The following is a 21,624-nucleotide window of genomic DNA, read 5'->3' on the forward strand; positions in this document are numbered from 1 at the left end:
GTGAGCGGCGCACCACGTGGACCCGCCGAGCGGGCCATATCTTCGCCACATGGACGCAGTGGTGATCGGCGGCGGCGTCGTCGGACTGTGCGCGGCGGAAGCGCTCGCGCGGCGGGGCGCCGAGGTGACGGTGGTGGAGCAGGGGGGATGGGGCGAGGGCGCCTCGGCCGGGAACGCCGGCTGGGTGTCGCCGGGCATCCCCAACCCGCTGCCGGCGCCGGGGACGATGCTGCAGGCGCTGCGCTGGATGCCCGACCCGTCGAGCCCGCTGCTCGTGCGGCCGGTCCCGCGGTTCAGCTTCCTGCGCTGGTCCTACGACTTCTGGCGCGCGACGCGGCCGCGCCGCTACAGCGCCGGGATGGCCGCGCTGGTCGCGCTCTGCGACCGCGCCGTCCCCGACTACGAGGCGCTCGCCGAGCGCGGCGTCGCCTTCGAGTGGCACGACCGCGGGCTGCTGTTCGTCGCGCGCGACCAGCGCGTGCTCGACCACGAGCTGCACGTGCTGCGCGACGCGCAGGCGCTCGGCTACGACGGCGAGCTGCGGATGCTCGACGCCGCCGCGCTGCGGGCGCTCGAGCCGGCGCTCTCCGACGCGCTCGTCGGCGCGATCCACTCGCTCGGGGAGCGCCACGTGCGGCCCGAGACCGTCACCGCCGGCGTCGTCGCGTGGCTGCGCGAGGCCGGCGCCGACCTGCGCGAGCGCACCGCCGTGGCGCGGATCGCGCGCGAGGGCGACCGCTGGACGGTCGTCTGCGCCGACGGCGCCGCGGTGCGCGCCGACCGGGTCGTCGTCGCCGCCGGAGCGGCCAGCGGCCGGCTGCTGGCGCCGCTCGGCGTGCGGCTGCCGATGGAGGGCGCGAAGGGCTACAGCGTCACGTACGAGGAGGCCGACCCGCCGCTCGGCGGCCCGATCTACCTGCTCGAGGACAAGCTCGCGCTGACGCCGTTCGACGGCGCGCTGCGGGCCGCCGGGACGCTCGAGCTGGGCGCCCGCGACCTGCGGCTCGACCGCCGCCGGATCGAGGCCGTCGACCGCGCGGCGCGGCGGGCGCTCGCCGATTGGGGGGCGCGCGGCACGCGGCGGGAGTGGGCCGGCTTCCGGCCGCTGACGCCCGACGGCGTGCCGGTGATCGGGCCGGTCCCGGGGCTGCCGGGGCTGCATGTCGCCACCGGCCACTCGATGCTCGGCGTCACGCTGGCGGCGACGACCGGCGCGCTGCTGGCGCCGGCGATCCTCGACGGCCGCCCGCCGCTCGAGCTGGCGCCCTTCTCGATCGCCCGCTACGACAACCGCGCGCTGGCGGCGTGATCCGAGCCGTCGTCGCCGCCTGACCCGCGACCGCCGGCGGCCGGCGCCTCACGCGCGCCGTCGCCGTCGCCGGCTCCGAGCGGCAGCAGCCGCAGCTGCAGCTCGATCGCGAAGCGGACGTCGCCGTCGTCGAGCCGCAGGCGCGTCAGCTCGGCGATCCGACGCAGGCGGTAGCGGACGGTGTTGATGTGGACGCCGAGCCGCCGCGCCGTCTCGCGGTTGTCGCTGCGCGCCTCCAGCGAGACGCGCAGCGTCGCGACGAAGTCGGTGCCGTGCTCGCGGTCGTGGGCGACCAGCGCCTCCAGCTCGGGGGAGGGGACGGTCCCGCGGTCGGCGAGGAAGGCGCGCACGTCGGCGACGATCGCCTGCGCGTGGACCTCCTCGAAGCCGACGACGCCGCCGTCGCGCGGGCCGAGCTCGAGCGCCTGGTCGGCGGCCCGCCGCGCCGCGACGACCGCCTCGGCGCCGGCCGCCGAGCGGCTGAGGCCGGCGTCGACGCGGGCGCGCAGCGCCTGCGCGGCGCGCGAGAGGCCGTCGCCGAGGCAGCGCCGGAGCGCGTCGCGGTCGCTGCCCTCGCGGCAGCCGGCGAGCACGTAGAGCCGCTCGTCGAGGACCGTCGCCTCGGCTTGGCGCCGATAGGCGCGCAGGTGCATGACGAGCAGGTCTCCGAGCCGCTCGAGCGCGGCCGCGTCGCCGCCGGAACCGTCGATCGCGACCGCGGCGACGGCGATCCCGTCGCCGGCCAGCTCGAGCTGCTCGAGCGCGCGCGTGCCGCCCTCGCCGGTCAGCAGCGCGCGCAGCCGCGTCGCGCGCAGCCGCCGCTCGAGGTCCTTCGTGACGCGCCGCCGCAGCAGGTGCAGCGCCGCGATCTGCGCGGCCGAGCGCAGCACCTCGTCGGCGGTCGGCGAGGGGCCGTCGGGGCCGACGGCCAGCCAGATCGAGCCGAGCGTCGTGCTGCCGGCGCGGATCGCGATCGCGCGGCGCGGCTGCAGCCCGTCGAAGGCGATCGTGACCGGCTCGCCGGCATGCTCGAGCTGCTCCAGCACCGCCTCGCGCCGCAGCTTCGCGGCCCACTGGTCGGGGACCCGCCGGCCGAGGATCGTCGCCGCGCGCGCCGGGTCGATGTCCTGGCCGCCGTGGGAGAAGGCGAGCACCCGCGAGCGCGCGTCCTCGATCGAGATCGGGCCGCCGGCGAGCGCGGCGGTCGCGTCGGCGAGCGCGAACAGGTCGCTGCGGCCGGCGCCGTCGAGCTGCGGCTCGATCGCGCCGTCGGCGGCGAGCGCGGTGCGCACCAGCTCGTACAGCTGGCCCCAGGCGAGGTCGGGATCGGCGGTCAGCAGCGCGACGCCCGCCGCGCGCGCGGCGTCGCGCAGCGCCGGCGGCGCGGTGCCGCGGCGCTTGCAGACGACGCCGGCGGCACCGGCGGCGCCGGCGTCGCGCAGCAGCGCGGCGGTCGTCTCGGCGGCGATCCCGGCCCCGACGGCGAGCACGAGGTCGCCGTCGGCGACGGCGCCGGCGAGCGGCTCGGCGGGGTCGTGGACGCTCGCGTCGAGCACCGCGACGTCGAGCCCGCGCGGGGCCTCGACGACCTCGATCAGGTCGGCGCCGAGATCGGCGCAGAGACGCTCAAGCGTCGCCATCGGCGGCATGTCGCAACGGTAACGCGGCGCCGACCGCCTCCCGTTGCCCTGTCGCGACCAATCGACGTGCCCTCGTTGTGGCCGGAGCACAACGACGGCCGACCGCGGTTGTTCGCGGAGAAGACCACCCCCGCATGGGGATGCGCCACGATGGCGCCATGAAGGGATGTGTCGGCGCAGTCGCGTCCGCGGCGGCGATGGGATCGATCGGCCGCTCCACGTCGGTCATCGCCGGGATGATGACGGCTTGCGCGAGCGCGCGCCTGCGCGCCGGCCGATCGGCCGCGGCGCCGGCCTCCGCGCTTCCCCTCGAAAGGGGACCGCGGTGAGCGGCGGGCACCCGTGGCTGCGCTTCGCGGCCCGCCGGCTGCTGCTGCTGGCCGCCTCGCTGGCGCTGCTGATCGTGCTGACCTTCCTCGCGATGCGGCTGGTGCCGGGCGACCCGGTCCGCGCCGCGCTCGGCCCGTCGGCCTCGGCGGAGGTCGTCGAGGCCCGCCGCGCCGCGCTCGGGCTCGACGACCCGGCGCTGGTGCAGCTGCGCGACTACGCGGGCCGCGTCGTCCGCGGCGACTTCGGCGAGTCGCTGACGCAGCGCCGCGCGGTCGGCGACATCCTTGGCGAGCGGCTGCCCGCGACGGCGCGCCTCTGCCTGCTCGCCTTCCTCGTCGTCGCGCTGGTCGCGCTGCCGCTCGGGGTCGCGATCGCGGTCTTCACGCGCGGCGGCACGCGCCCGCCGCTGGCCGGCGCCTTCACGCTCGGGACCGGCGTCGTGATGTCGATCCCCGAGTATCTCTGCGCCGCCGGCCTCGTCGCGCTGTTCGGCGTGACGCTCGGCTGGCTGCCGATCGCCGGCGCCGAGCAGGCGTCGTCGTACGTGCTGCCGGTGCTGGCGCTGGCCGCCGTGCCGACGGCGATCCTGGCGCGGCTGACGCGCGTCGAGACGCTGCGCGTGCTCGACCAGGAGTACATCCGCGTCGCGCGCAGCAAGCGGCTGCCGGCGCGCGCGCTCTACCTGCGCCATCTGCTGCCGAACGCGCTGACCGCCACGCTGACGGTCGGCGGCCTCCTCTTCGGCGCGATGATCGCCAGCACGGTGATCGTCGAGAACGTCTTCGCCTGGCCGGGGATCGGGACGACGGTCGTCGAGGCGATCATCGCCAAGGACTATCCGCTCGTGCAGGCGGTCGTGCTGGTGCTCGGCGCGATCGTGCTGGTCGTCAACCTGCTGATCGACGTCGTGCTCGGCCTGCTCGACCCGCGGTCGCTGATCCGGGAGAGCTGACGATGCGCGAACGACTCGACCTCACCCCGGGGCGGATCGCCCTGCTCGCCGTGCTGGCGGCGCTGCTCGCGCTGGTCGTCGCCGGCCCGCCGCTGTGGAGCGGCGCCGCTGACGAGATCGACACCGCGGCGATGCGCGCCGGCGCCTCCGCCGCCCATCCGTTCGGCACCGACCAGCTCGGCCGCGACCTGCTGGCGCGCGTGCTGGTCGCGACCCGCCTGTCGCTGCTGCTGGCGCTGGCGACCGCCGCGCTGGGCTTCGCCCTCGGCGTCGCCGTCGGCCTGCTGCCGGCGCTGCTGGGGCCGCGGCTGCGCAGCGTCGTGGCGACGACGATCAACCTCTTCGTCGCGATCCCCGGGCTGCTGCTCGCGCTGCTGGTCGCGACGATCGTCGGGATCGGCGCGAAGGGGGCGGTGATCGCGCTCGGCGTCGCGCTCGCGCCGCAGGCGGCGCGGCTGACGCAGACGCTCGCCGCGTCGGTCGGCGGCGCCGAGTACGTCGCCGCCAGCCGCGTCGTCGGCGTCCGCTGGCCGCGCCTGCTCGGCCGCCACATCCTGCCGAACATCGCCGCGCCGCTCGTGCTCCAGTTCGCGATGGCGACCAGCCAGGCGCTGCTGGCGCTGTCGGCGCTCAGCTTCCTCGGCCTCGGCGTCCAGTCGCCCGACTACGACTGGGGCGCGCTGCTGAGCGTCGGCCTCGACCGCATGTACGTGACGCCGATGGCGGCGCTCGGCCCCGGCCTGGCGATCGTGCTGGCGGGGGTCGCGATCAACGCCGGCGGCGACGTGCTGGCCGCGGCGATCGCGACCGACGCGCCGCAGCGCGCCCGCCGTCGCCGCCGCGCCGCCGGCCTCGCCCCGTCCGCGACGCTCGCGGCGCCCGTCGCGGAGGCGCTGGCCGACGAGGCGGCGCCCGCCGCCGCCGCGTCCGCCGCCGCCGCGCCTGCCGCCGCCGCGCCCGCCGCCGACGCCGCGCCCGGGGATGTCCCGGCGGCGCCCGCCGTCGACCCCGCGCCCGCGCCGCCCGCCCCCGCCGGCCCGCCGGCGGCGCTGCGGGTCGAGCGGCTGTCGGTCTCGCTGCCGGCCGCCGAGGGGGCGGTCACGCCGGTGCGCGAGGTCTCGCTGACGGTCGGCCACGGCGAGCGGGTCGGGATCGTCGGCGAGTCGGGCTCCGGCAAGAGCCTCACGGCGCTCGCCGCCGCCGCGCTGCTCGAGCCGCCGTTCGCGGTCGAGACGGCCGCCCACGAGATCGCCGGCGAGCCGCTCTTCGCCCGCGCCGGCACGGGCCGCCGCCGCCTGCTCGGCCGCTCGCTCGCCGTCGTCTTCCAGGATCCGCTGAGCGCGCTCAACCCGGCGCTGCGGCTGCGCCGCCAGCTGACCGAGGCGGCGATCGAGCACCGCGACCTCGACGCCGGCGAGGCGACCGAGGCGGCGATCGAGCGGCTGCGCGAGCTGAGATTGACGAGACCGGAGCAGCGGCTCGGCCAGCATCCTCACGAGCTCTCCGGCGGGATGCGCCAGCGGGCGGTGATCGCGATGGGGATGACGGTCCGGCCCGGCCTGATCGTCGCCGACGAGCCGACGACGGCGCTCGACGTCGCGGTCGAGCGCGAGGTGCTCGCCGCGCTGCGCCGCGCCAACGACGAGGACGGCACCGCGATCCTGCTGATCTCCCACGACATCGGCGTGATCGCCTCCTTCTGCGAGCGCGTGCTGGTGATGTACGGCGGCCGGATCGTCGAGGAGCTGCCGGCGGCCGACCTGCGCGAGCGCGCCGTCCACCCGTACACGCGCGCGCTGCTGGCGGCGGTGCCCGACATGGAGACCGATCGCGACCGTCCGCTGCCGACGATCCCCGGCCGCCCGCCGACCGCCGCCGAGCTGCCGGCCAGCTGCGCCTTCGCGGCGCGTTGCGCCTTCGCGAGCGAGCGCTGCCGCGCGCAGCAGCCGCCGCTGGTCGCGCTCGACGGCGCGCCCGGCCGGCGCGTCGCCTGCTGGCACCCTGCGCCCGACGCGGCCGCGCCGGCGCCGGCCGCGGCGGCGGGAGACGAGCGCGAGGAGGAGCGGCGATGAGCGGCTTGGCGGTGCGCGGGCTCCGCGTCCAGGTGGGCAGCGGCCGGAACGCGCACGTCGCGGTCGACGGCGTCGACCTCGACGTGCCGGCCGGCACGGTCGTCGGCCTCGTCGGCGAGTCGGGCTCGGGCAAGTCGACGCTCGCGCGCGCGACCGTCGGCCTGGTCGCCCCGGTCGCCGGCCGCATCGAGTACGACGGCGAGGACTTCGCCGGGGCCCGCGGGCGCCGGCTGCGCCGCCTGCGCCGTCGCGTCCAGCTCGTCTTCCAGGATCCGCGCGCGTCGCTCGACCCGCGCATGACCGTCGGAGAGACGCTCGCCGAGGCCGCCACGGCCCACCGCCGGCTCGGCCGCGCCGCCCGCGCCGCGGAGGTGCGGCGGCTGCTCGAGCAGGTCCAGCTCGACCCGGCGCATGCCGCGTCGCGCCCGGCGAGCCTCTCCGGCGGCCAGCGCCAGCGGGTCTCGCTGGCGCGCGCGCTCGCCGTGCGGCCCGACCTGATCGTCGCCGACGAGCCGACGGCCGCGCTCGACGTGTCGGTCCAGGGGGCGGTCCTGAACCTGCTGCGCGACCTGCGCGAGCAGAGCGGGCTGTCGCTGCTCGTGATCTCGCACGACATGGCGATCGTCCGCTATGTCAGCGACCGCGTCGCCGTGATGCGCGGCGGGCGGATCGTGGAGGAGGGAGAGGCGGCTGCGCTGATGGCGTCGCCGCGCAACGACTACACGCGGCTGCTGCTCGATGCGGCCGCGGGTGGCTGATCGCTGTCTGGTCGAGAGGACCGGGAGGACGCATGATGAGGAAGAAGCGACTGATGTCCCTGCTCGCGGTCGGGGCGAGCGGCGTCGCGCTGGCCGCCTGCGGCGGCTCGAGCGACGAGGGCGGCTCGACCGGCGCCACGACCGGCGGCGACGGCGGCGAGCCGGCCGCCGCGGCGACCGCGATCGCGCTCGAGGGCACGCCGTCGGGCGACGCCGAGCTGACGATCGGGATGATCACGAGACCGGACTCGCTCGATCCGCACAAGACGCTGCTCGACGCCTCGCTGGCGGTGCTGAGCTACACCTACGACCACCTGCTCGCGCCCGGCCCCGGCGGCAGACTGGTCCCGGGCCTCGCCGAGAGCTGGGAGGAGACGCCGCGTCAGGCGACCTTCACGATCCGCGAGGGCGCGACCTGCTCCGACGGCAGCCCGGTGACCGCGAGCACCGTCAAGCGCAACCTCGACGACGTCAAGGACCCGAAGGTCGGCTCGGCGCTGCTCGGGCTCGGCGTGCCGACCGCCGACTACGCCGTCACCGCCGACGACAGAGCGCGGACGGTGACGATCAGGCTCGACGAGCCCAACGGCACGCTCGTCCCCTCGCTGCAGCTGGTCCCGATCATCTGCGGCAGAGGCCTGAGAGACCGCGCGATGCTCGAGACGCGCACGAGCGGCTCGGGCCCCTACGAGCTGACCGACACGGTGCCGGGCGAGCGCTACGTGCTGAGACGGCGCGACGACTACGCCTGGGGTCCGGAGGGCTCGCTGCCGACCGCCGAGCTGCCGAGAACGGTCACGATCAGAGTCGTCACCAACCCGACGACGATGGCCAACCTGCTGCTCGCCGGCGACCTCGACACGGCCGTCCTCGACGGCGCCGACGCCGAGCGCGTCAGCGACAGAGGCCTGGCGATGGCGGCGCTGCCGACCTCGGTGATCTTCTCGATCCCCAACCAGTCCTCCGACCGCCCGACCGGCGACCCCGCGGTGCGGCAGGCGCTGGCGCTTGCGCTGCCGCGCGAGCAGCTGGCGGAGGTCTACCTCGACGGCGTCGGGACGCTCGCCGACGGGATCACCACGCCCGACATCGCCTGCGTCGACGACGGCGTCGCCGCGGCGCTGCCCACGGGCGGCGCCGAGGAGGCCCAGCGGCTCCTCGACGAGGCCGGCTGGAGAGCGGGCTCCGACGGGATCCGCGTCAAGGACGGCAGACGGCTGTCGCTCAGAGCGCCGCAGCCGAACGACTTCGCCGGCTTCGACGCCGGCATGGAGCTGATCGTCGCGGCGCTGAAGGAGGTCGGCATCGAGGTCAGACCGCAGCCGATGGACTCCGGCGCGCTGGTCGCCGCGGCCTTCGGCGGCGACTGGGACCTGCTGCCCGGCTTCCAGATCGGCATGAACCTGCCGAGCCAGCTGGTGCCGTTCTTCAGCGGCCCCGCGCCCGACAGAGGCCAGAACTTCACCAACGGCGCCAACGCCGCCTTCGAGCAGGCCGCGAGAAGAGCGATAGCGCTGGCCGGCGAGGAGTCCTGCGCCACGTGGAGAGAGGCCGAGGAGGCGCTGCTGGCCGCGGGCGACATCGTGCCGGTCGTCGAGATGCCGACGCGCTACTTCGCCAACGACGGCGTCGGCTTCGAGCTGAGCTGGTGGGGCCCGATCCCGACCTCGCTGCAGGCGGCCGGATGAGCGACGGGCCGCGACGGCTGCGGGTGGCGGTCGGGGGGATCGTCCACGAGACGAACACGTTCATCCCCCGCCCGACGACGCTGGCGACCCTGAGAGCCGCCGACTGGCTCGCCGGCGAGCGGCTGGTCGCGGCCTACCGCGGGACGGGCACCGAGCTCGGCGGCATGCTGGCCGCCGCCGAGCGGCTCGGCCTGGAGGCGGTGCCGGCCGTCTACGTCGCGGCCGAGCCCGGCGGGCTCGTGAGCGCCGAGGCCTACGCCGCCGCGGCGGGCGCGCTGCTCGACGCGCTCGCCGCGGCCGGCCCGCTCGACGCCGTCTGCCTGGCGCTCCACGGCGCCGGGGTCGCCGACGGGGTCGACGACCTCGAGGGCGACCTGCTGGCGCGCGTGCGCGAGCAGGTCGGCCCGTCCGTGCCGGTGCTCGCGACGCTCGACCTGCACACCAACCTGACCGCCGCGATGGTCGCGCACGCGACCGCGCTCGTGCCCTGCCTCCGGTACCCGCACGTCGACTTCGAGGCATGCGGCGAGCGCGCGGTCGAGCTGGCGGCCGGCTGCGCGCGCGGCGAGCTGCGGCCGGTGACGGCTGCCCGCTCGGTCCCGCTGCTGACGCCGCCGACGGCGACCGACGGCGGCGTCGGCGCCGAGCTGCGTGCCGCCGCCGAGGCATGGCGGGAGCGCCCCGGCGTGCTCCACGCCGCCTACCTCCACGGCTTCCCGTTCACCGACGTGCCCGCGGTCGGCGCCGCCGCGCTGGTCGTCGCCGACGGCGACGCGGCGCTCGCCGAGCAGGGCGCCGACGCGCTCGCCGACGAGCTGTGGCGGCGGCGCGAGCGGCTGCCGGTCGAGCGGCCCGACGCGGCCGCGGCGGTGGCGGCGGCGCTGAGGGCGGTCGCGACCGGCGAGAACGGCAGACCGGTCGTGCTGGCGGAGGTCTCCGACAACCCCGGCGGCGGCGCGCCCGGCGACGGCACGCGCCTGCTGCGCGCGATGGTCGCGGCCGAGCTGCCCGACGCCTGCTTCGGCTTCCTCTGCGACGAGGCGGCCGCCGCCGCGGCCCACGCCGCCGGCGAGGGCGCCCGGATCGCGCTGCGGCTCGGCGGCGCCTCCGGCCCGGCGGCCGGCGAGCCGCTGGCCGTCGAGGCCGAGGTGGTGCGCCTGACCGACGGCCGCTTCCGTGCGCTGCACCCGATGGAGCGCGGCCGGCAGGTCGACCTCGGGCCGTCGGCGCTGCTGCGCATCGGCACCGTCGAGGTGATCGTCGCCAGCGGTCGCACCCAGACGCTCGACGAGGCGATCTTCGCGCTCCACGGCGTCGACGTCGCCAGACGGGCGGTGGTCGCGCTGAAGTCCTCGGCCCACTACCGCGCCTGGTTCGCGCCGCGCGCCAGCGCGGTGATCGAGGCCGACACCGGCGGGGCGACCTCGGCCGCGGTCGAGCGGCTCGGCCATCGCCGCCTGCGCCGGCCGGTGTGGCCGCTCGATCCCGACGCGCCGCCGACGCGCCCGCTCGCCTGAGCGGGCGCGCCCGGCGCGCCGGCGCCCCGGCGCGCCCGCTACCCGACGCGGCGCAGCGCGCGGCCGCCGAAGTGGACGTACTGCTCGCCGGCGATCCGCGGGAAGGTGACCGGGACCCAGCTGGTCCCCGCCTCGAGCACGTGCGGGGCGCGGCCGGCGTAGATCCCCCGCTCGGGCTCGAGCGGTCGCAGCTCGACCGCCGGCGGCAGCTCCTCCCCGAACAGCTCGCCGTGCTCCTCGGTCGGGACGATCGTCGCGTGCAGCGCGCCGTCGCCGGCGGCGACCTCGACCCGGTTGCCGATCGCCTCGTAGACGCCGGCGAGCGCCGGGTCGACCTCCCCGCCGGGGAGCGGCTCCGGGTCGGGCGGCAGCGTCAGGCCGCAGGTGCGGCCGAGCAGGTCGCGCGCGAGGTCGCGGAAGCAGTCGGTCGCGAGGCCGCCGTTGGTCAGCAGCGCGATCGCCGCCCCGCGCGCGGGGATCGCGTGCAGGAAGGCGAACTGGCCGATCGTGCCGCCGTCGTGGCCGAAGACGCGGCAGCCGTCCCATTCGCGCAGCATCCAGCCGAGGCCCCAGCCGGTCGCGCCGACGCCGGTCAGGCCGTCGAGGCTGGCCCGCTGCTCGCGCATCGCGCGCGCGCTCTCGGCGCTCAGCAGCTGCTCGCCGGCGGCGCTGCGGCCGTCGTGCAGGTGGAGCCGCCCGTGCTCCAGCAGCTCGGCCGCCGTCGCGCAGATCAGCCCGGACGGGCCGAGCCCGCGCGGCAGCACCCACGCCGGCGCCGGCTGCGGGTCCTCGCCGATGTGGCCGACGGCGGCGCGGTGGAGCAGCGCCTCCTCGGGCAGCGTGCAGGCGCGCTCGAGGCCCATCGGGTCGAGCAGCCGCTCGCGCAGCACCGCATCCCAGCTTCTGCCGCAGACCAGCTCGATCACGCGGCCGAGGATCACGAAGCCGGCGTTGGAGTAGGAGAAGCGCGAGTCGAACGGGACGTCCTGGCCGAGGTAGGCGTATGCCCGCACCGCCTGGGCAACGGCGTCGTCGCCGCGGCCGGTGTCGATGAAGGCGTCGCCGCCGATCCCGCTGGTGTGGGTCAGCAGGTGGGCGATCGTCGTCTGCGCGGTCGCGCGCGGGTCGCCGACGCGGAAGCCGGGGATCACGTCGGCGACGCGCGTGTCGAGGCTCAGCTCGCCGCGGTCGACGAGCTGCATCGCCAGCGTGGCGGTGAAGGTCTTCGAGATCGAGCCGATCTGGAAGAGCGAGTCGGGGGTCGCCTCGACGCCGGTGGCGCGGCTGAGCAGGCCCGCGGCGGCGACGTGGACCTCGCCGTCGACGAGCAGCGCGAGCGACGCGCCCGGCACGTCGTGGCGGTCGATCGCGGCGGCGAGCGTCGCGTCGAGTCCGAGCGACTGGCTGGAAGCGGTCATCGTTCGATCCTCTCGGAGATCGGCAGCGACAGCACCGAGCCGCCGGCGCCGCAGTGGATCGAGTTGCGCGCCGTGCGCGGGTCGTCCTGGTGGGCGATCGGGCCGAAGCGGTTGAGGTTGCGCGCGAACCAGGGGAAGTCCGACGAGGTGATCGTCAGGCGGATCCGATGGCCGGCCGCGAACGTGTGGTGGATCGGCGTCAGCTCGACGTCGTAGTCGACCGCCTCGCCGGGCGGGACGGGCTGCGGGCGCTCGAGCGATGCGCCGTGCGACGCCCGCAGGCACCCGCCGGCGACCCGCAGCGACCGTCCGTCGGGCGGGCAGTCGGTCAGCTTCACGTGCCAGTCGGTGTCGTCGCCGTCGGTCGTCGCGCGCAGCGCCAGCCGCGGCCACCCGTGGACGGTCAGCGGCCGCTCCAGCGGCGCCGAGGTGAAGCAGAGCACGTCGTCGCGCCCCTCGGTCGGCGCCATGTCGACCGGCGGCTCCCAGACGGCCGCGCCGAGGTCGAACGCGGTCGTCACCGGGTCGAGCGGGTCGTAGCGGTAGTCGCGCGCGGTCGCGGGGCCGGCGGCCGCGGCGTCGTCGGCGAGGCTCCCGTCGCCGCCGAGGAACAGCCGCCGCTCGGTCGTGGCGGCGCGCCAGGCGGCCGGGGCGGCCCAGCGATCGGCGCCGGCGTCGAAGAGGCGGACGCGCGGCTCGTCGTCGAGGCCGTTGCGCTCGCCGCGCAGGAAGCGGTCGAAGAAGCGCAGGTGGACGGCGTGCATGTCGACCGCGGCCTCGGCCGCGTAGCTGACCCCGCCGTACTCGGAGCCGGGCCAGCGGCACATCACGTGGCTCCAGGGGCCGACGAGCAGCCACTGGCGGTCGGCCGCGGGCGACTGGTCGACCATCTGCTCGTAGTGGTGGAAGGCGCCGAGCAGGTCCTCGTGGTCGTGCCAGCCGGTGACGTGCAGGACCGGCAGGTCGATCTGGTCGTAGCGCCCGTCCCACCGCAGCGCCTGCCAGTGGTCGTCGAGCGTGTCGTGCTCCATCAGGTCGTCCCACGTGCGGCCGGTCGGGTCGATCAGCCGCTTGATGTCGTCGACCGGGAGCGTGTTGACGAGCTGGTCGAGGTCGAGCGCGCCGAGGCCGAGCAGGCGCCGCCGGACGGCCGCGACCCAGTAGGCGAAGTAGAGCTGGAAGCAGCCGTTGGTCGCCGGGATCTCCTGCATCCAGCGGCCGGCCGGCGAGGTCGAGACGATCGCTCTCAGGTGCGGCGGCCGCTGCGATGCGGTCGCCCAGGTCGCCCAGCCGCCGTAGCTGAGCCCGCTGACGCCGACCGCGCCATCGCACCACGGCTGGTCGGCGACCCACTCGACGACGTCGTGGCCGTCGTGCGCGTCGTTGACGAAGGCGCGCCACTCGCCCTCCGACTTGCCGCGGCCGCGCACGTCGTAGACGACGGCGACGTAGCCGTTCTCCTGGTAGAGCTGGGCCTCGAGCGCGTTGAGGATCGGCGTGCTCTTGTCGTAGGGCGTCGCGAAGACGACGGCCGGCGCCGGCAGCTGGGCGGCGGCGGGCAGGTAGACGTCGGCGGCGAGCTCGACGCCGTCGCGGACCTGGATCCCGACCTCCAGCTGGATCGGGGCGGCGGGATCGGGCGGGGCGACCTCGGCGTCGAAGCGCGCCCGCAGCTCCTCCGTCGCGACCGGGAGCCCGAGCGGTGTTCTCGTTGACATGGACGCACGCTAGCCGGCGGTCGGCCGGCCGAGGTGGTGTCCGCGGCCAAACGACCGCGCGGCCGTTGTCGCCCCGGGCCAATGGCTCGCCGCGCGTCGTTCCCGCGATTCGGGCACCATCGGGGAGCACCGCCATGAAAGGGAACCGATGAGCCAGAGCAGTCCGTCCGCCGTCGCCAACATCGGGGTCGTCGGCCTCGCCGTGATGGGCTCGAACCTCGCCCGCAACCTCGCCAGCCGCGACGGCAACACGGTCGCGGTCTACAACCGCTCGCCGGGGCGGACGCGGGCGCTCGTCGCCGACCACCCGGAGGCCGGCTTCGTCGCGAGCGAGTCGATCGAGGCGTTCGCCGCGTCGCTGGCGAAGCCGCGGACGGCGATCGTGATGGTCCAGGCCGGCGCCGGCACCGACGCCGTGATCGCGCAGCTCGCCGACCTGTTCGAGGAGGGCGACATCGTCGTCGACGGCGGCAACGCGAACTTCCACGACACGATCCGCCGCGAGCGCGAGCTGCGCGAGCGGGGGCTGAACTTCGTCGGCGCCGGCATCTCCGGCGGCGAGGAGGGCGCGCTCAAGGGGCCGTCGATCATGCCCGGCGGCTCGGCCGAGGCGTACGCGACGCTCGGCCCGATCCTCGCCTCGATCGCGGCGGTCGCCGAGGGCGAGCCGTGCGTCACGCACGTCGGCACCGACGGCGCCGGCCACTTCGTGAAGATGATCCACAACGGCATCGAGTACGCCGACATGCAGCTGATCGCGGAGTCCTACGACCTGCTGTCGCGCGTCGCCGGCCACGACGTCGAGGCGATCGCCGACGTCTTCGCGGCGTGGAACGAGGGCGACCTCGAGTCGTACCTGATCGAGATCACCGCCGAGGTGCTGCGCCAGCGCGACGCGGCGACCGGCAGGCCGCTCGTCGACGTGATCGTCGACGAGGCCGGCTCGAAGGGGACCGGCGTCTGGACGGTCCAGAACGCGGTCGGCCTCGGCGTGCCGGTCGGCGGGATCGCCGAGGCGGTCTTCGCCCGCGCCGTCTCCAGCAAGCCCGAGCAGCGCGCCGCGGTGCAGGCGACGATCTCGCAGCGGCCGCAGCCGGCCGCGCCCGGCGACGGCTTCGAGGACGACGTGCGCGCCGCCCTCTACGCCTCGAAGGTGGTCGCCTACGCGCAGGGCTTCGACGCGATCGTCGCCGGCGCGCGGGAGTACGGCTGGGAGATCGACCTCGGCGCGATCGCGAAGATCTGGCGGGCCGGCTGCATCATCCGCGCGCGCTTCCTCAACCGCATCGCCGAGGCGTACGAGCGCAACCCGAGACTGGCGACGCTGCTGGAGGACCCGTACTTCGCCGCCGCCGTGCGCGACGGCGAGGCGGCATGGCGGCGGATCGTCGCGGTCGCGGCGCAGTCGGGCGTCCCGGCGCCCGGCTTCTCCTCGGCGCTCGCCTACTACGACTCGCTCGCCTCGCCGCGGCTCCCCGCCGCGCTCGTGCAGGCGCAGCGCGACTTCTTCGGCGCCCACACCTACCGGCGCGTCGACCGAGCCGGCACCTTCCACACGCTCTGGTCGGGCGACCGCTCCGAGGAGCGGGTCGCCGACTGAGCCGGCAGGCGGGGCGGCGCCGGCTGCGGCGCGCCTCGGCGGTCAGCCCGGGCAGCGGTCGATCCGCGCGAACGGCGGGTCGGTGTCGCGGGTGGGTCGGGCGTCGGCGTTCGGCGGGCAGACGAGCGGGCGGGCGCCGCCGGTGCGGCGGTCGTCGGCCCGTTCCGCGCCGCGGTCGGGCGCGCCGCCCGGCCCTGCGGCCGCGGCCCGCGCGGAGACCGCCGACAGCAGGTACGGGACCGGGTCGATCGGCGTGCCGAAGCGGCGCACCTCGAAGTGCAGGTGGGGGCCGGTCGAGCGGCCGGTCGAGCCGACCCAGCCGATCACCGTCCCGCCGGCGACCGGCTGACCGACCGAGACGGCGATCCGCGAGAGGTGGGCGTACCAGCTCTCGAAGCCGAGTCGGTGGCGGATCACGACGAGGTTGCCGTAGCCGCCGCTGTTCCAGCCGGCGTACCCGACCGTCCCGACGCCGCCGGCGCCGATCGGCGTGCCGAAGCCGACGGGCAGGTCGATCCCGGTGTGGCGCCGTCCGCCGACGAAGCCGAACCCGTCGCCGATCCCGCCCGGCACCGGCCGCAGGAAGCGGACCGGCCCGCTCGGCGCGCCGCTTGACGGCGTCGAGGCGGCGAGCCTGCGCGTCCGCAGCGCCGCCAGCGTCGCCTGCCCGGCGACGCCGTCGGTCGCGAGGCCCGCCGCGCGCTGGAAGCGCACGACCGCCGCAGACGTGTTGGGGCCGAAGCCGCCGTCGAAGCCGCCGGGCCCGTAGCCGCGGCTGTGGAGCAGGAACTGCAGCGCCGCGACGTCCCAGCCGCGGTGGCCGCTGCGCAGCGGGCGGCTCCCGAGCGACGGTCGGCCGCGGCGGCCGAGCGCCCGGCGCGTCCGCGGCCCGGCGATGCCGTCGGCGGCGAGGTGGTGGCGGGCCTGGAAGCGGCGCGTCGCGGCCTGCGTGCGCGGCCCGGTGATGCCGTCGACCGGACCGGGCGAGAGCCCGACCGCGCGCAGCGCGACCTGCAGCGCCGCGACCTGCGCGCTGGCCGCGCGGGCCGGCTGCGGCGCGGTCGCCGCGGCGGCGAGGATCCCCGTGAGGACCGACAGCGTGAGTGCTCGACGCGCACTCATCTGACGAGGATTGACCGCCCGCCCGGTGCCAGTAACGCGTGCACGGCGCCTTGCAGGGCGCGGCGCGCGGTTAGGCTCCCGGAGATGACCCCAGAGGAGCTGAAGGCGGCCTGCCTCGCGCTGCCCGGGAGCGTCGAGACCTTCCCGTTCGGGGAGGGCATCTCGGTCTTCAAGGTCGAGGGAAGGGTGTTCGCGCTCAGCAGACTGGGCGGCGAGCCGCTGCAGGTCAGCCTCAGATGCGAGCCCGAGCTGGCGGTGCAGCTGCGCGCCGCGCACGCGGCGATCGCCCCCGGCTGGCACCTCAACAAGCGCCACTGGAACACCGTCACGCTCGACGGCTCGCTGCCGGCCGAGATGGTCCGCGAGCTGATCGAGGACTCCTACGACCTCGTCGTCGAGAGACTGCCGCGAGCGAAGCGGATCGGGTTGAGATGGCGCGGCGGCTGACGCCTGCTCAGCTGCGGCGGTACCAGCGCTCCAGCCGGGCGGAGGTCCAGAACAGCACCGTCATCACCACGACGAAGACGACCAGCATGTTCAGCCACGTGTCGGCGAGCAGCGACGAGGCGAGCGCGACGAAGCCCGCGAGCGCCAGCTGCGACCCGCGCCGCTCCCACGCGTGGACGATCGCCGCGCGCGCGTCGCGGCTGACGCGGCCGCCGTCGCGTGGCGCAGGCGGTCCGTTCGCCCGGCGTTCGTCGGCTCGCGCCTGCGCCGCCGGCCACCACGCATCCTCCAGCTCCGCTCGCAACTCGTCGGCTCTCCAGGGGTCGAGCCAGACGCAGAGGTCGCTGCGGGCCGGACCGTAGCCTTCCTCGATCAGGAACAGACGGTCGTCGCTCACGACGACGAGGTCGCCGGACGGACGTCGCGCGAGCACCTCGATCACGTCGTCGGTGAGCGGTCCCGTGCAGTCGCCGGTCTCGTCCCAAGACACCTCCGGCAGCGTCCGCAGCGCGGAGCGGGTCGCTCCCGGCGCCCATCGCTCCGCCAGCTCGAAGCGGGCATCGTCTCCGTGCGCCGCACGTCGCAGCAGCGCGCGCGTCATGTCCTGCTCGCGCAGCCGCTGCTCCGCATCCGGGAGGCTGAGCCACCGGAGCCCGAAGTCGCGCAGCTCGTCGCCGGCTGGGGGTGACGCGTCCGCGCTCTCGGCGGCGACCAGCCCGATCGCCGGGTGGGCGCGGTGGAGGCGCCAGCTCGGCTGCTCGGCGGTGTGCGCGGCGAGCAGCTCGAACGGAGCGCGCCGCTCTTCCACCTGCCCCATCCGCGCAGCGTAACCCGCGCGCGCGGACCGCGGCGCGGTTCGCGCTGGACAGCTTCGGGTACGCATGAGTACCGTTGTGGTACGCATGCGTACCGGAGTCGAGCGAAAGGGTGGGACGATGGCGCGGGCGGTCACCGCGGGCGAGACGAGCCTTCCGCCGGGCCCTCGCCTGCCGAAGGCGGTCCAGGACGCCGCGGCGCTGGCGCGGCTGCAGCCGTTCCTGCGCCGCTGTCAGCGTCGCTACGGCGACCTCTTCACGCTGCGCCTGCACGGCTTCGGCGACGTCGTCGCCGTCGGCGAGCCGGCGCTCGTCAAGCGCACGTTCCTCGCCTCGCCGACGACGCTGCACTCGGGCGAGGGCAGCCCGCTCGGCCCGATCCTTGGTGCCAACTCGCTGCTGGTGATCGACCGCGACGTGCACATGCGCCAGCGCAAGCTGCTGCTGCCGCCGTTCCACGGCGAGCGGATGAGGGCGTACGAGCCGCTGATCGAGCGGATCACGCGCGAGGAGATCGCCCGCTGGCCGGAGGGCGACGCCTTCCCGGTCGCGCCGACGACGATGCGGATCACGCTGCGGGCGATCCTGCAGGCCGTCTTCGGCGCGCGCGGCGAAGTGCTGCGCGAGCTCGAGCGGCTGCTGCCGCGGTTCACGACGCTCGGCTCGGCGCTGACGCCGGTGCCGCAGCTTCACCGCGACCTCGGGCGCTGGAGCCCGTGGGGCCGCTTCAAGCGGATGCGCGCCGAGGTCGACGCGCTCTGCGACCGGCTGATCGACGAAGCGCGCCGCGACCCCGCGCTGGCCGAGCGGCCCGACGTGCTCGCGCTGCTGGCGCAGGCGACCGACGAGGACGGCGCGCCGATGACCAACGCCGAGATCCGCGACCAGCTGATGACGATGCTCGCCGCCGGCCACGAGACGACGGCCGCGCAGCTGGCATGGGCGGTCGAGCGGCTGCGACGCCAGCCGGAGGCGCTGACGCGGCTGGTCGCCGAGGTCGACGCGGGCGGCCGCGCCTGGCGCGACGCGACGATCCGCGAGGTCCAGCGGACGCGGCCCGTGATCATGTTCACGTCGCGGCTCGTCAAGGAGCCGTTCGAGCTCGGCGGGCATTTGCTGCCGCAGGGCACGCGGATCGTGCTGCCGGCGGCGCTGACCCACTACGACGCCCGCTTCTTCCCCGAGCCGGCGCGCTTCGACCCGCAGCGCTTCCTCGACCGCAAGCCCGACACGTACACGTGGATCCCGTTCGGCGGCGGCGTGCGGCGGTGCATCGGCGCGAGCTTCGCGCACATGGAGATGGACGTCGTGCTGCGGACGATCCTCCAGACGTGGGAGCTGCTGCCGGCGGGGCCGGGCGAGCCGCCCGAGCGGCTGCGCTTCCGCGGCGTCGCCTACGCGCCGTCACGCGGCGGCGAGGCGCGCGTGCGGCGGCGGCGGCGCGATCGCGCGGCGGACGGCGCGGCGCCGACAAAGCGCGCGGCGGCCGCGGTCGGCTGAGCTGCGCTCCGGCGGCACGCGCTCGCCGCGGTCGGCTGCGCGCGCGCCGGCCGTGGTCGGCTGACCGGCGGGCTCAGTGGCCCGCCGGCCGCACGTGCTCGGGCGCGAGCGCGCCCTTGATCACCTCGGCGGCGGCGACCCGCACCTCGTCGAGGCCCTCGCCCGACTCGACCGTGTGGGCAACCAGCTCGCGCATCCCGCCGACGAGCATCACCGCCTTCGCGCGCGAGACCGGCTCGATCCCCTCGCGCTGCATGCTCTCGGTCGCGACCAGCCGCATCAGCAGCTCGGCGAAGCTCTCGATCCCGGCCCGCTGCCGCGCCGCGCCGCGCTCGCCGAGCGCCGGCATCTCGCGGTGGAAGCTGACGGTCAGCTCCGGCTCGGCGGCGATCGCGTCGAGGTAGGCGCCGAGCGCCTGGTCGACCTGCGCCTCCCACGGCGCGGCCGGGTCGACCGCCTCCGCGACGGCCGCGGCGAGCACGTCGCCGAGCGTGTCGAACAGCGCGAGGAAGCAGTCGTCGCGATCCTCGAACTGCTCGTAGAAGGAGCGCCGCGAGGTGCGCGCGTGGGCGACGATGTCGGTGATCTTCGTCGCGCGGTAGCCGCGCTCGCGGATCGACTGCGCGAGGCCGGCGATCAACCGGTCGCGGTGGCTCGTCCCGAGCGGAAGCTGCGGCGAATCGACCATCAGGCCGCACGCTAGCAGCGCCGCCCGGGACGGGCGTCCGGCCTGCTACTTCATCGCCGCCTGGAGGTTCTCGTCGATCGCGGCGAGGAACTCCTGGGTGGTGAGGAACGGCTGGTCGTCGCCGACGAGCAGCGCGAGGTCCTTCGTCATCTTGCCGCTCTCGACCGTCTCGACGCAGACGCGCTCGAGCGTCTGGGCGAACTCGGTCACCTCGGGCGTGCCGTCCATGCGGCCGCGGGCGGCGAGGCCGCGCGTCCACGCGAAGATCGACGCGATCGGGTTGGTCGACGTCGGCTTGCCCTGCTGGTGCTGGCGGTAGTGGCGGGTGACGGTGCCGTGGGCGGCCTCGGCCTCGACGGTCTTGCCGTCCGGCGTCGTCAGCACGGAGGTCATCAGGCCCAGCGAGCCGAAGCCCTGCGCGACGGTGTCGGACTGGACGTCGCCGTCGTAGTTCTTGCAGGCCCAGACGTAGCCGCCCTCCCACTTCATCGCGGCGGCGACCATGTCGTCGATCAGGCGATGCTCGTAGGTGATTCCGGCCTTCTCGAAGTCGGCCTTGAACTCGTTGTCGAAGACCTCCTGGAAGAGGTCCTTGAAGCGCCCGTCGTACTTCTTCATGATCGTGTTCTTGGTCGACAGGTAGACCGGGAAGCCGCGATCGAGGCCGTAGCGCATCGAGGCGCGCGCGAAGTCGCGGATCGAGTCGTCGACGTTGTACATCGCCATCGCGATGCCGCTGCCTCTGAAGTCGTAGACGTTCAGCTCGACCGGGTCGCCGCCGTTCTTGGGCGTGTAGGTGAGGGTCAGCGTGCCCTCGCCCGGGATCAGCGTGTCGGTCGCGCGGTACTGGTCGCCGAAGGCGTGGCGGCCGATCACGATCGGCTTCGTCCAGCCGGGCACGAGCCGCGGGATGTTGGAGATGACGATCGGCTCGCGGAAGACGACGCCGCCAAGGATGTTGCGGATCGTGCCGTTCGGGGAGCGGTACATCTCCTTGAGGCCGAACTCCTCGACGCGCGCCTCGTCGGGTGTGATCGTCGCGCACTTGACGCCGACGCCGTACTGCTTGATCGCGTTCGCGGCGTCGACCGTGATCTGGTCGTTGGTCGCGTCGCGGCTCTCGATCCCGAGGTCGTAGTACTTCAGGTCGACGTCGAGGTAGGGGAGGATCAGCTGGTCCTTGATGAACTGCCAGATGATCCGGGTCATCTCATCGCCGTCGAGCTCGACGATGGGGTTCTGCACCTTGATCTTCGCCATGGAGATTCCTTGTTCGGGAACGGCGGAGGATATTGCCGTTCCCTCCCGTATGACGCCTCCCGCGCCGGCGTCCGCCGCCCGACCGCTCACGCCGCCGCAGGCAATGCGGCGGTCACGTCGGTGTGGCCGAAATCGTCGCCCTTCCAGAGCAGTGGCTCGCCGCGCGCCTTCGCGAGCGCGTACGCGAAGCAGTCGCCGAAGTTGAGCCCCGCCGGATGGCCCGAGCCCTTCCCGAAGTCGCGGTAGGCCTCGCGCGCGGTGCGCCCGTGCTCGGCGGTGACGGGGGCGACCTCGATGCCGGCGACGGCGAGCAGCTCGTCGAGCCGTCGGCTCGCGACCGGGTCGCCGGCGCGGTCGACGACGGCGCCGGCCTCGACGTAGCTCGCAGCCGAGATCGCTCGCTGCTGCGCCGCCTCGATCGCGTGTGCGTACCGGTCGGCGTCCTCTTCGGCGAACAGGATCGCGATGAGCGCCGACGTGTCGACGATCATCGCGGCAGGCCGTCGGCGTCGTAGAGCAGCGCGCCGTGATCGAGCGCGCGCACCTCTGCCGGCACGCGGCTGGCGACGTCGCGGCCGATCGCGAGCATCCGCTCCGCGGCTCCCTGCCCCGGCTGCGCGGCGAGCAGGCGGTCCCGTCGCTCGCGCAGGGCGGTGGTGACCGCGGCGGTCATGCTCTCGCCCGTCAGCGACGCGACCTCGCGCGCCAGTCGCTGCGTCTCGTCGTTCTTGATGTTCAACGCCACGACGACCAATTCTACCCTCGCTCTCCTCCTGTCCACCATCGCCCG

The 21,624-nt window shown here is 75.5% G+C and carries 18 protein-coding genes; 9 read left to right on the forward strand and 9 right to left on the reverse strand.

The window, feature by feature from the left end:
• Nucleotides 1-49 precede the first annotated feature (49 nt).
• Nucleotides 50-1,309, forward strand: a complete 1,260-nt coding sequence (locus BDZ31_RS23545) for an NAD(P)/FAD-dependent oxidoreductase (RefSeq protein WP_183345777.1) — start codon at nucleotides 50-52, stop codon at nucleotides 1,307-1,309.
• On the opposite strand, the gene BDZ31_RS23550 is transcribed toward BDZ31_RS23545, so the two are convergent.
• A complete protein-coding gene (locus BDZ31_RS23550; protein WP_183345779.1) occupies nucleotides 1,282-2,949 on the reverse strand; it encodes a PucR family transcriptional regulator in 1,668 nt (555 codons plus the stop codon). The two genes, BDZ31_RS23545 and BDZ31_RS23550, sit on opposite strands and share 28 nt — an antisense overlap.
• A 325-nt stretch (nucleotides 2,950-3,274) precedes the next feature.
• Here BDZ31_RS23550 and BDZ31_RS23555 point away from each other — a divergent pair, with 325 nt between their 5' ends.
• The 5 genes from BDZ31_RS23555 to BDZ31_RS23575 are packed head-to-tail and all read left to right on the forward strand — an operon-like array spanning nucleotide 3,275 to nucleotide 10,266.
• Nucleotides 3,275-4,231 carry an ABC transporter permease subunit gene (locus BDZ31_RS23555; RefSeq protein ID WP_221243296.1) on the forward strand — a complete coding sequence of 319 codons (957 nt, stop codon included), beginning with the start codon at nucleotides 3,275-3,277 and terminating at the stop codon, nucleotides 4,229-4,231.
• Nucleotides 4,232-4,233: 2 nt separating this feature from the next.
• Nucleotides 4,234-6,303: a dipeptide/oligopeptide/nickel ABC transporter permease/ATP-binding protein gene (locus BDZ31_RS23560; protein WP_183345784.1), complete on the forward strand. Its 2,070-nt coding sequence runs from the start codon at nucleotides 4,234-4,236 to the stop codon at nucleotides 6,301-6,303.
• Nucleotides 6,300-7,061 carry an ABC transporter ATP-binding protein gene (locus tag BDZ31_RS23565; RefSeq protein ID WP_183345786.1) on the forward strand — a complete coding sequence of 254 codons (762 nt, stop codon included), beginning with the start codon at nucleotides 6,300-6,302 and terminating at the stop codon, nucleotides 7,059-7,061. Before BDZ31_RS23560 ends, BDZ31_RS23565 begins: the two co-directional genes overlap by 4 nt.
• Before the next feature lie 35 nt (nucleotides 7,062-7,096).
• Nucleotides 7,097-8,749, forward strand: a complete 1,653-nt coding sequence (locus tag BDZ31_RS23570) for an ABC transporter substrate-binding protein (protein WP_183345788.1) — start codon at nucleotides 7,097-7,099, stop codon at nucleotides 8,747-8,749.
• Nucleotides 8,710-10,266, forward strand: a complete 1,557-nt coding sequence (locus BDZ31_RS23575; RefSeq protein ID WP_183345790.1) for a M81 family metallopeptidase — start codon at nucleotides 8,710-8,712, stop codon at nucleotides 10,264-10,266. The genes BDZ31_RS23570 and BDZ31_RS23575 overlap by 40 nt, the downstream gene beginning before the upstream one ends.
• A 38-nt stretch (nucleotides 10,267-10,304) precedes the next feature.
• Here the strand turns inward: BDZ31_RS23575 and BDZ31_RS23580 are convergent, their stop codons facing one another.
• Both BDZ31_RS23580 and BDZ31_RS23585 read right to left on the reverse strand, forming a co-directional pair.
• The gene (locus BDZ31_RS23580) at nucleotides 10,305-11,684 is read right to left on the reverse strand and encodes a serine hydrolase domain-containing protein (RefSeq protein ID WP_183345792.1); all 1,380 of its coding nucleotides are present in this window, start codon (nucleotides 11,682-11,684) and stop codon (nucleotides 10,305-10,307) included.
• Entirely contained in the window at nucleotides 11,681-13,402 is a 1,722-nt protein-coding gene (locus BDZ31_RS23585; RefSeq protein WP_183345794.1) for a CocE/NonD family hydrolase, read from the reverse strand. Before BDZ31_RS23585 ends, BDZ31_RS23580 begins: the two co-directional genes overlap by 4 nt.
• A 148-nt stretch (nucleotides 13,403-13,550) precedes the next feature.
• Here BDZ31_RS23585 and gndA point away from each other — a divergent pair, with 148 nt between their 5' ends.
• Entirely contained in the window at nucleotides 13,551-15,002 is a 1,452-nt protein-coding gene (gene gndA / locus BDZ31_RS23590) for an NADP-dependent phosphogluconate dehydrogenase (RefSeq protein ID WP_183345796.1), read from the forward strand.
• A gap of 42 nt (nucleotides 15,003-15,044) precedes the next feature.
• Here gndA and BDZ31_RS23595 read toward each other — a convergent pair whose 3' ends face one another.
• On the reverse strand, nucleotides 15,045-16,124 hold the full coding sequence (locus BDZ31_RS23595) for a peptidoglycan-binding protein (RefSeq protein ID WP_183345799.1): 1,080 nt from the start codon (nucleotides 16,122-16,124) through the stop codon (nucleotides 15,045-15,047).
• 84 nt (nucleotides 16,125-16,208) lie between these two features.
• Here BDZ31_RS23595 and BDZ31_RS23600 point away from each other — a divergent pair, with 84 nt between their 5' ends.
• Nucleotides 16,209-16,571: an MmcQ/YjbR family DNA-binding protein gene (locus BDZ31_RS23600; protein ID WP_183345801.1), complete on the forward strand. Its 363-nt coding sequence runs from the start codon at nucleotides 16,209-16,211 to the stop codon at nucleotides 16,569-16,571.
• Nucleotides 16,572-16,578: 7 nt separating this feature from the next.
• Here BDZ31_RS23600 and BDZ31_RS23605 read toward each other — a convergent pair whose 3' ends face one another.
• Nucleotides 16,579-17,388 carry a hypothetical protein gene (locus BDZ31_RS23605; RefSeq protein ID WP_183345803.1) on the reverse strand — a complete coding sequence of 270 codons (810 nt, stop codon included), beginning with the start codon at nucleotides 17,386-17,388 and terminating at the stop codon, nucleotides 16,579-16,581.
• A 118-nt stretch (nucleotides 17,389-17,506) separates the two neighbouring features.
• Here BDZ31_RS23605 and BDZ31_RS23610 point away from each other — a divergent pair, with 118 nt between their 5' ends.
• Nucleotides 17,507-18,886 carry a cytochrome P450 gene (locus BDZ31_RS23610; RefSeq protein WP_183345805.1) on the forward strand — a complete coding sequence of 460 codons (1,380 nt, stop codon included), beginning with the start codon at nucleotides 17,507-17,509 and terminating at the stop codon, nucleotides 18,884-18,886.
• Between the two features lie 73 nt (nucleotides 18,887-18,959).
• On the opposite strand, the gene BDZ31_RS23615 is transcribed toward BDZ31_RS23610, so the two are convergent.
• The 4 genes from BDZ31_RS23615 to BDZ31_RS23630 all read right to left on the reverse strand — a co-directional run bounded on the left by BDZ31_RS23615 (nucleotide 18,960) and on the right by BDZ31_RS23630 (nucleotide 21,579).
• Nucleotides 18,960-19,574, reverse strand: coding sequence for a TetR/AcrR family transcriptional regulator (locus tag BDZ31_RS23615; protein WP_183345807.1), 615 nt, complete (start codon nucleotides 19,572-19,574; stop codon nucleotides 18,960-18,962).
• 45 nt (nucleotides 19,575-19,619) lie between these two features.
• Nucleotides 19,620-20,834: an NADP-dependent isocitrate dehydrogenase gene (locus BDZ31_RS23620; protein WP_183345808.1), complete on the reverse strand. Its 1,215-nt coding sequence runs from the start codon at nucleotides 20,832-20,834 to the stop codon at nucleotides 19,620-19,622.
• An 86-nt stretch (nucleotides 20,835-20,920) separates the two neighbouring features.
• Complete coding sequence (locus BDZ31_RS23625; RefSeq protein ID WP_183345811.1) at nucleotides 20,921-21,325, reverse strand: type II toxin-antitoxin system VapC family toxin; 405 nt, start codon at nucleotides 21,323-21,325, stop codon at nucleotides 20,921-20,923.
• Nucleotides 21,322-21,579 carry a type II toxin-antitoxin system VapB family antitoxin gene (locus BDZ31_RS23630; protein ID WP_183345813.1) on the reverse strand — a complete coding sequence of 86 codons (258 nt, stop codon included), beginning with the start codon at nucleotides 21,577-21,579 and terminating at the stop codon, nucleotides 21,322-21,324. Before BDZ31_RS23630 ends, BDZ31_RS23625 begins: the two co-directional genes overlap by 4 nt.
• Between the last annotated feature and the right edge of the window lie 45 nt (nucleotides 21,580-21,624).

Source organism: Conexibacter arvalis, from assembly GCF_014199525.1.
Classification (GTDB): Bacteria; Actinomycetota; Thermoleophilia; order Solirubrobacterales; family Solirubrobacteraceae; genus Conexibacter; species Conexibacter arvalis.

What these genes read in the sequence shown, in the direction of transcription:
- BDZ31_RS23570 (WP_183345788.1), top strand. Translation starts at nt 7,097, where the DNA reads ATGAGGAAGAAGCGACTGATGTCCCTGCTCGCGGTCGGGGCGAGCGGC.
- BDZ31_RS23615 (WP_183345807.1), bottom strand. Translation starts at nt 19,574, where the DNA reads ATGGTCGATTCGCCGCAGCTTCCGCTCGGGACGAGCCACCGCGACCGG.
- BDZ31_RS23545 (WP_183345777.1), top strand. Translation starts at nt 50, where the DNA reads ATGGACGCAGTGGTGATCGGCGGCGGCGTCGTCGGACTGTGCGCGGCG.
- BDZ31_RS23580 (WP_183345792.1), bottom strand. Translation starts at nt 11,684, where the DNA reads ATGACCGCTTCCAGCCAGTCGCTCGGACTCGACGCGACGCTCGCCGCC.
- BDZ31_RS23600 (WP_183345801.1), top strand. Translation starts at nt 16,209, where the DNA reads ATGACCCCAGAGGAGCTGAAGGCGGCCTGCCTCGCGCTGCCCGGGAGC.
- BDZ31_RS23595 (WP_183345799.1), bottom strand. Translation starts at nt 16,124, where the DNA reads ATGAGTGCGCGTCGAGCACTCACGCTGTCGGTCCTCACGGGGATCCTC.
- BDZ31_RS23605 (WP_183345803.1), bottom strand. Translation starts at nt 17,388, where the DNA reads ATGGGGCAGGTGGAAGAGCGGCGCGCTCCGTTCGAGCTGCTCGCCGCG.
- gndA (WP_183345796.1), top strand. Translation starts at nt 13,551, where the DNA reads ATGAGCCAGAGCAGTCCGTCCGCCGTCGCCAACATCGGGGTCGTCGGC.
- BDZ31_RS23625 (WP_183345811.1), bottom strand. Translation starts at nt 21,325, where the DNA reads ATGATCGTCGACACGTCGGCGCTCATCGCGATCCTGTTCGCCGAAGAG.
- BDZ31_RS23620 (WP_183345808.1), bottom strand. Translation starts at nt 20,834, where the DNA reads ATGGCGAAGATCAAGGTGCAGAACCCCATCGTCGAGCTCGACGGCGAT.
- BDZ31_RS23560 (WP_183345784.1), top strand. Translation starts at nt 4,234, where the DNA reads ATGCGCGAACGACTCGACCTCACCCCGGGGCGGATCGCCCTGCTCGCC.
- BDZ31_RS23610 (WP_183345805.1), top strand. Translation starts at nt 17,507, where the DNA reads ATGGCGCGGGCGGTCACCGCGGGCGAGACGAGCCTTCCGCCGGGCCCT.
- BDZ31_RS23585 (WP_183345794.1), bottom strand. Translation starts at nt 13,402, where the DNA reads ATGTCAACGAGAACACCGCTCGGGCTCCCGGTCGCGACGGAGGAGCTG.
- BDZ31_RS23565 (WP_183345786.1), top strand. Translation starts at nt 6,300, where the DNA reads ATGAGCGGCTTGGCGGTGCGCGGGCTCCGCGTCCAGGTGGGCAGCGGC.
- BDZ31_RS23550 (WP_183345779.1), bottom strand. Translation starts at nt 2,949, where the DNA reads ATGGCGACGCTTGAGCGTCTCTGCGCCGATCTCGGCGCCGACCTGATC.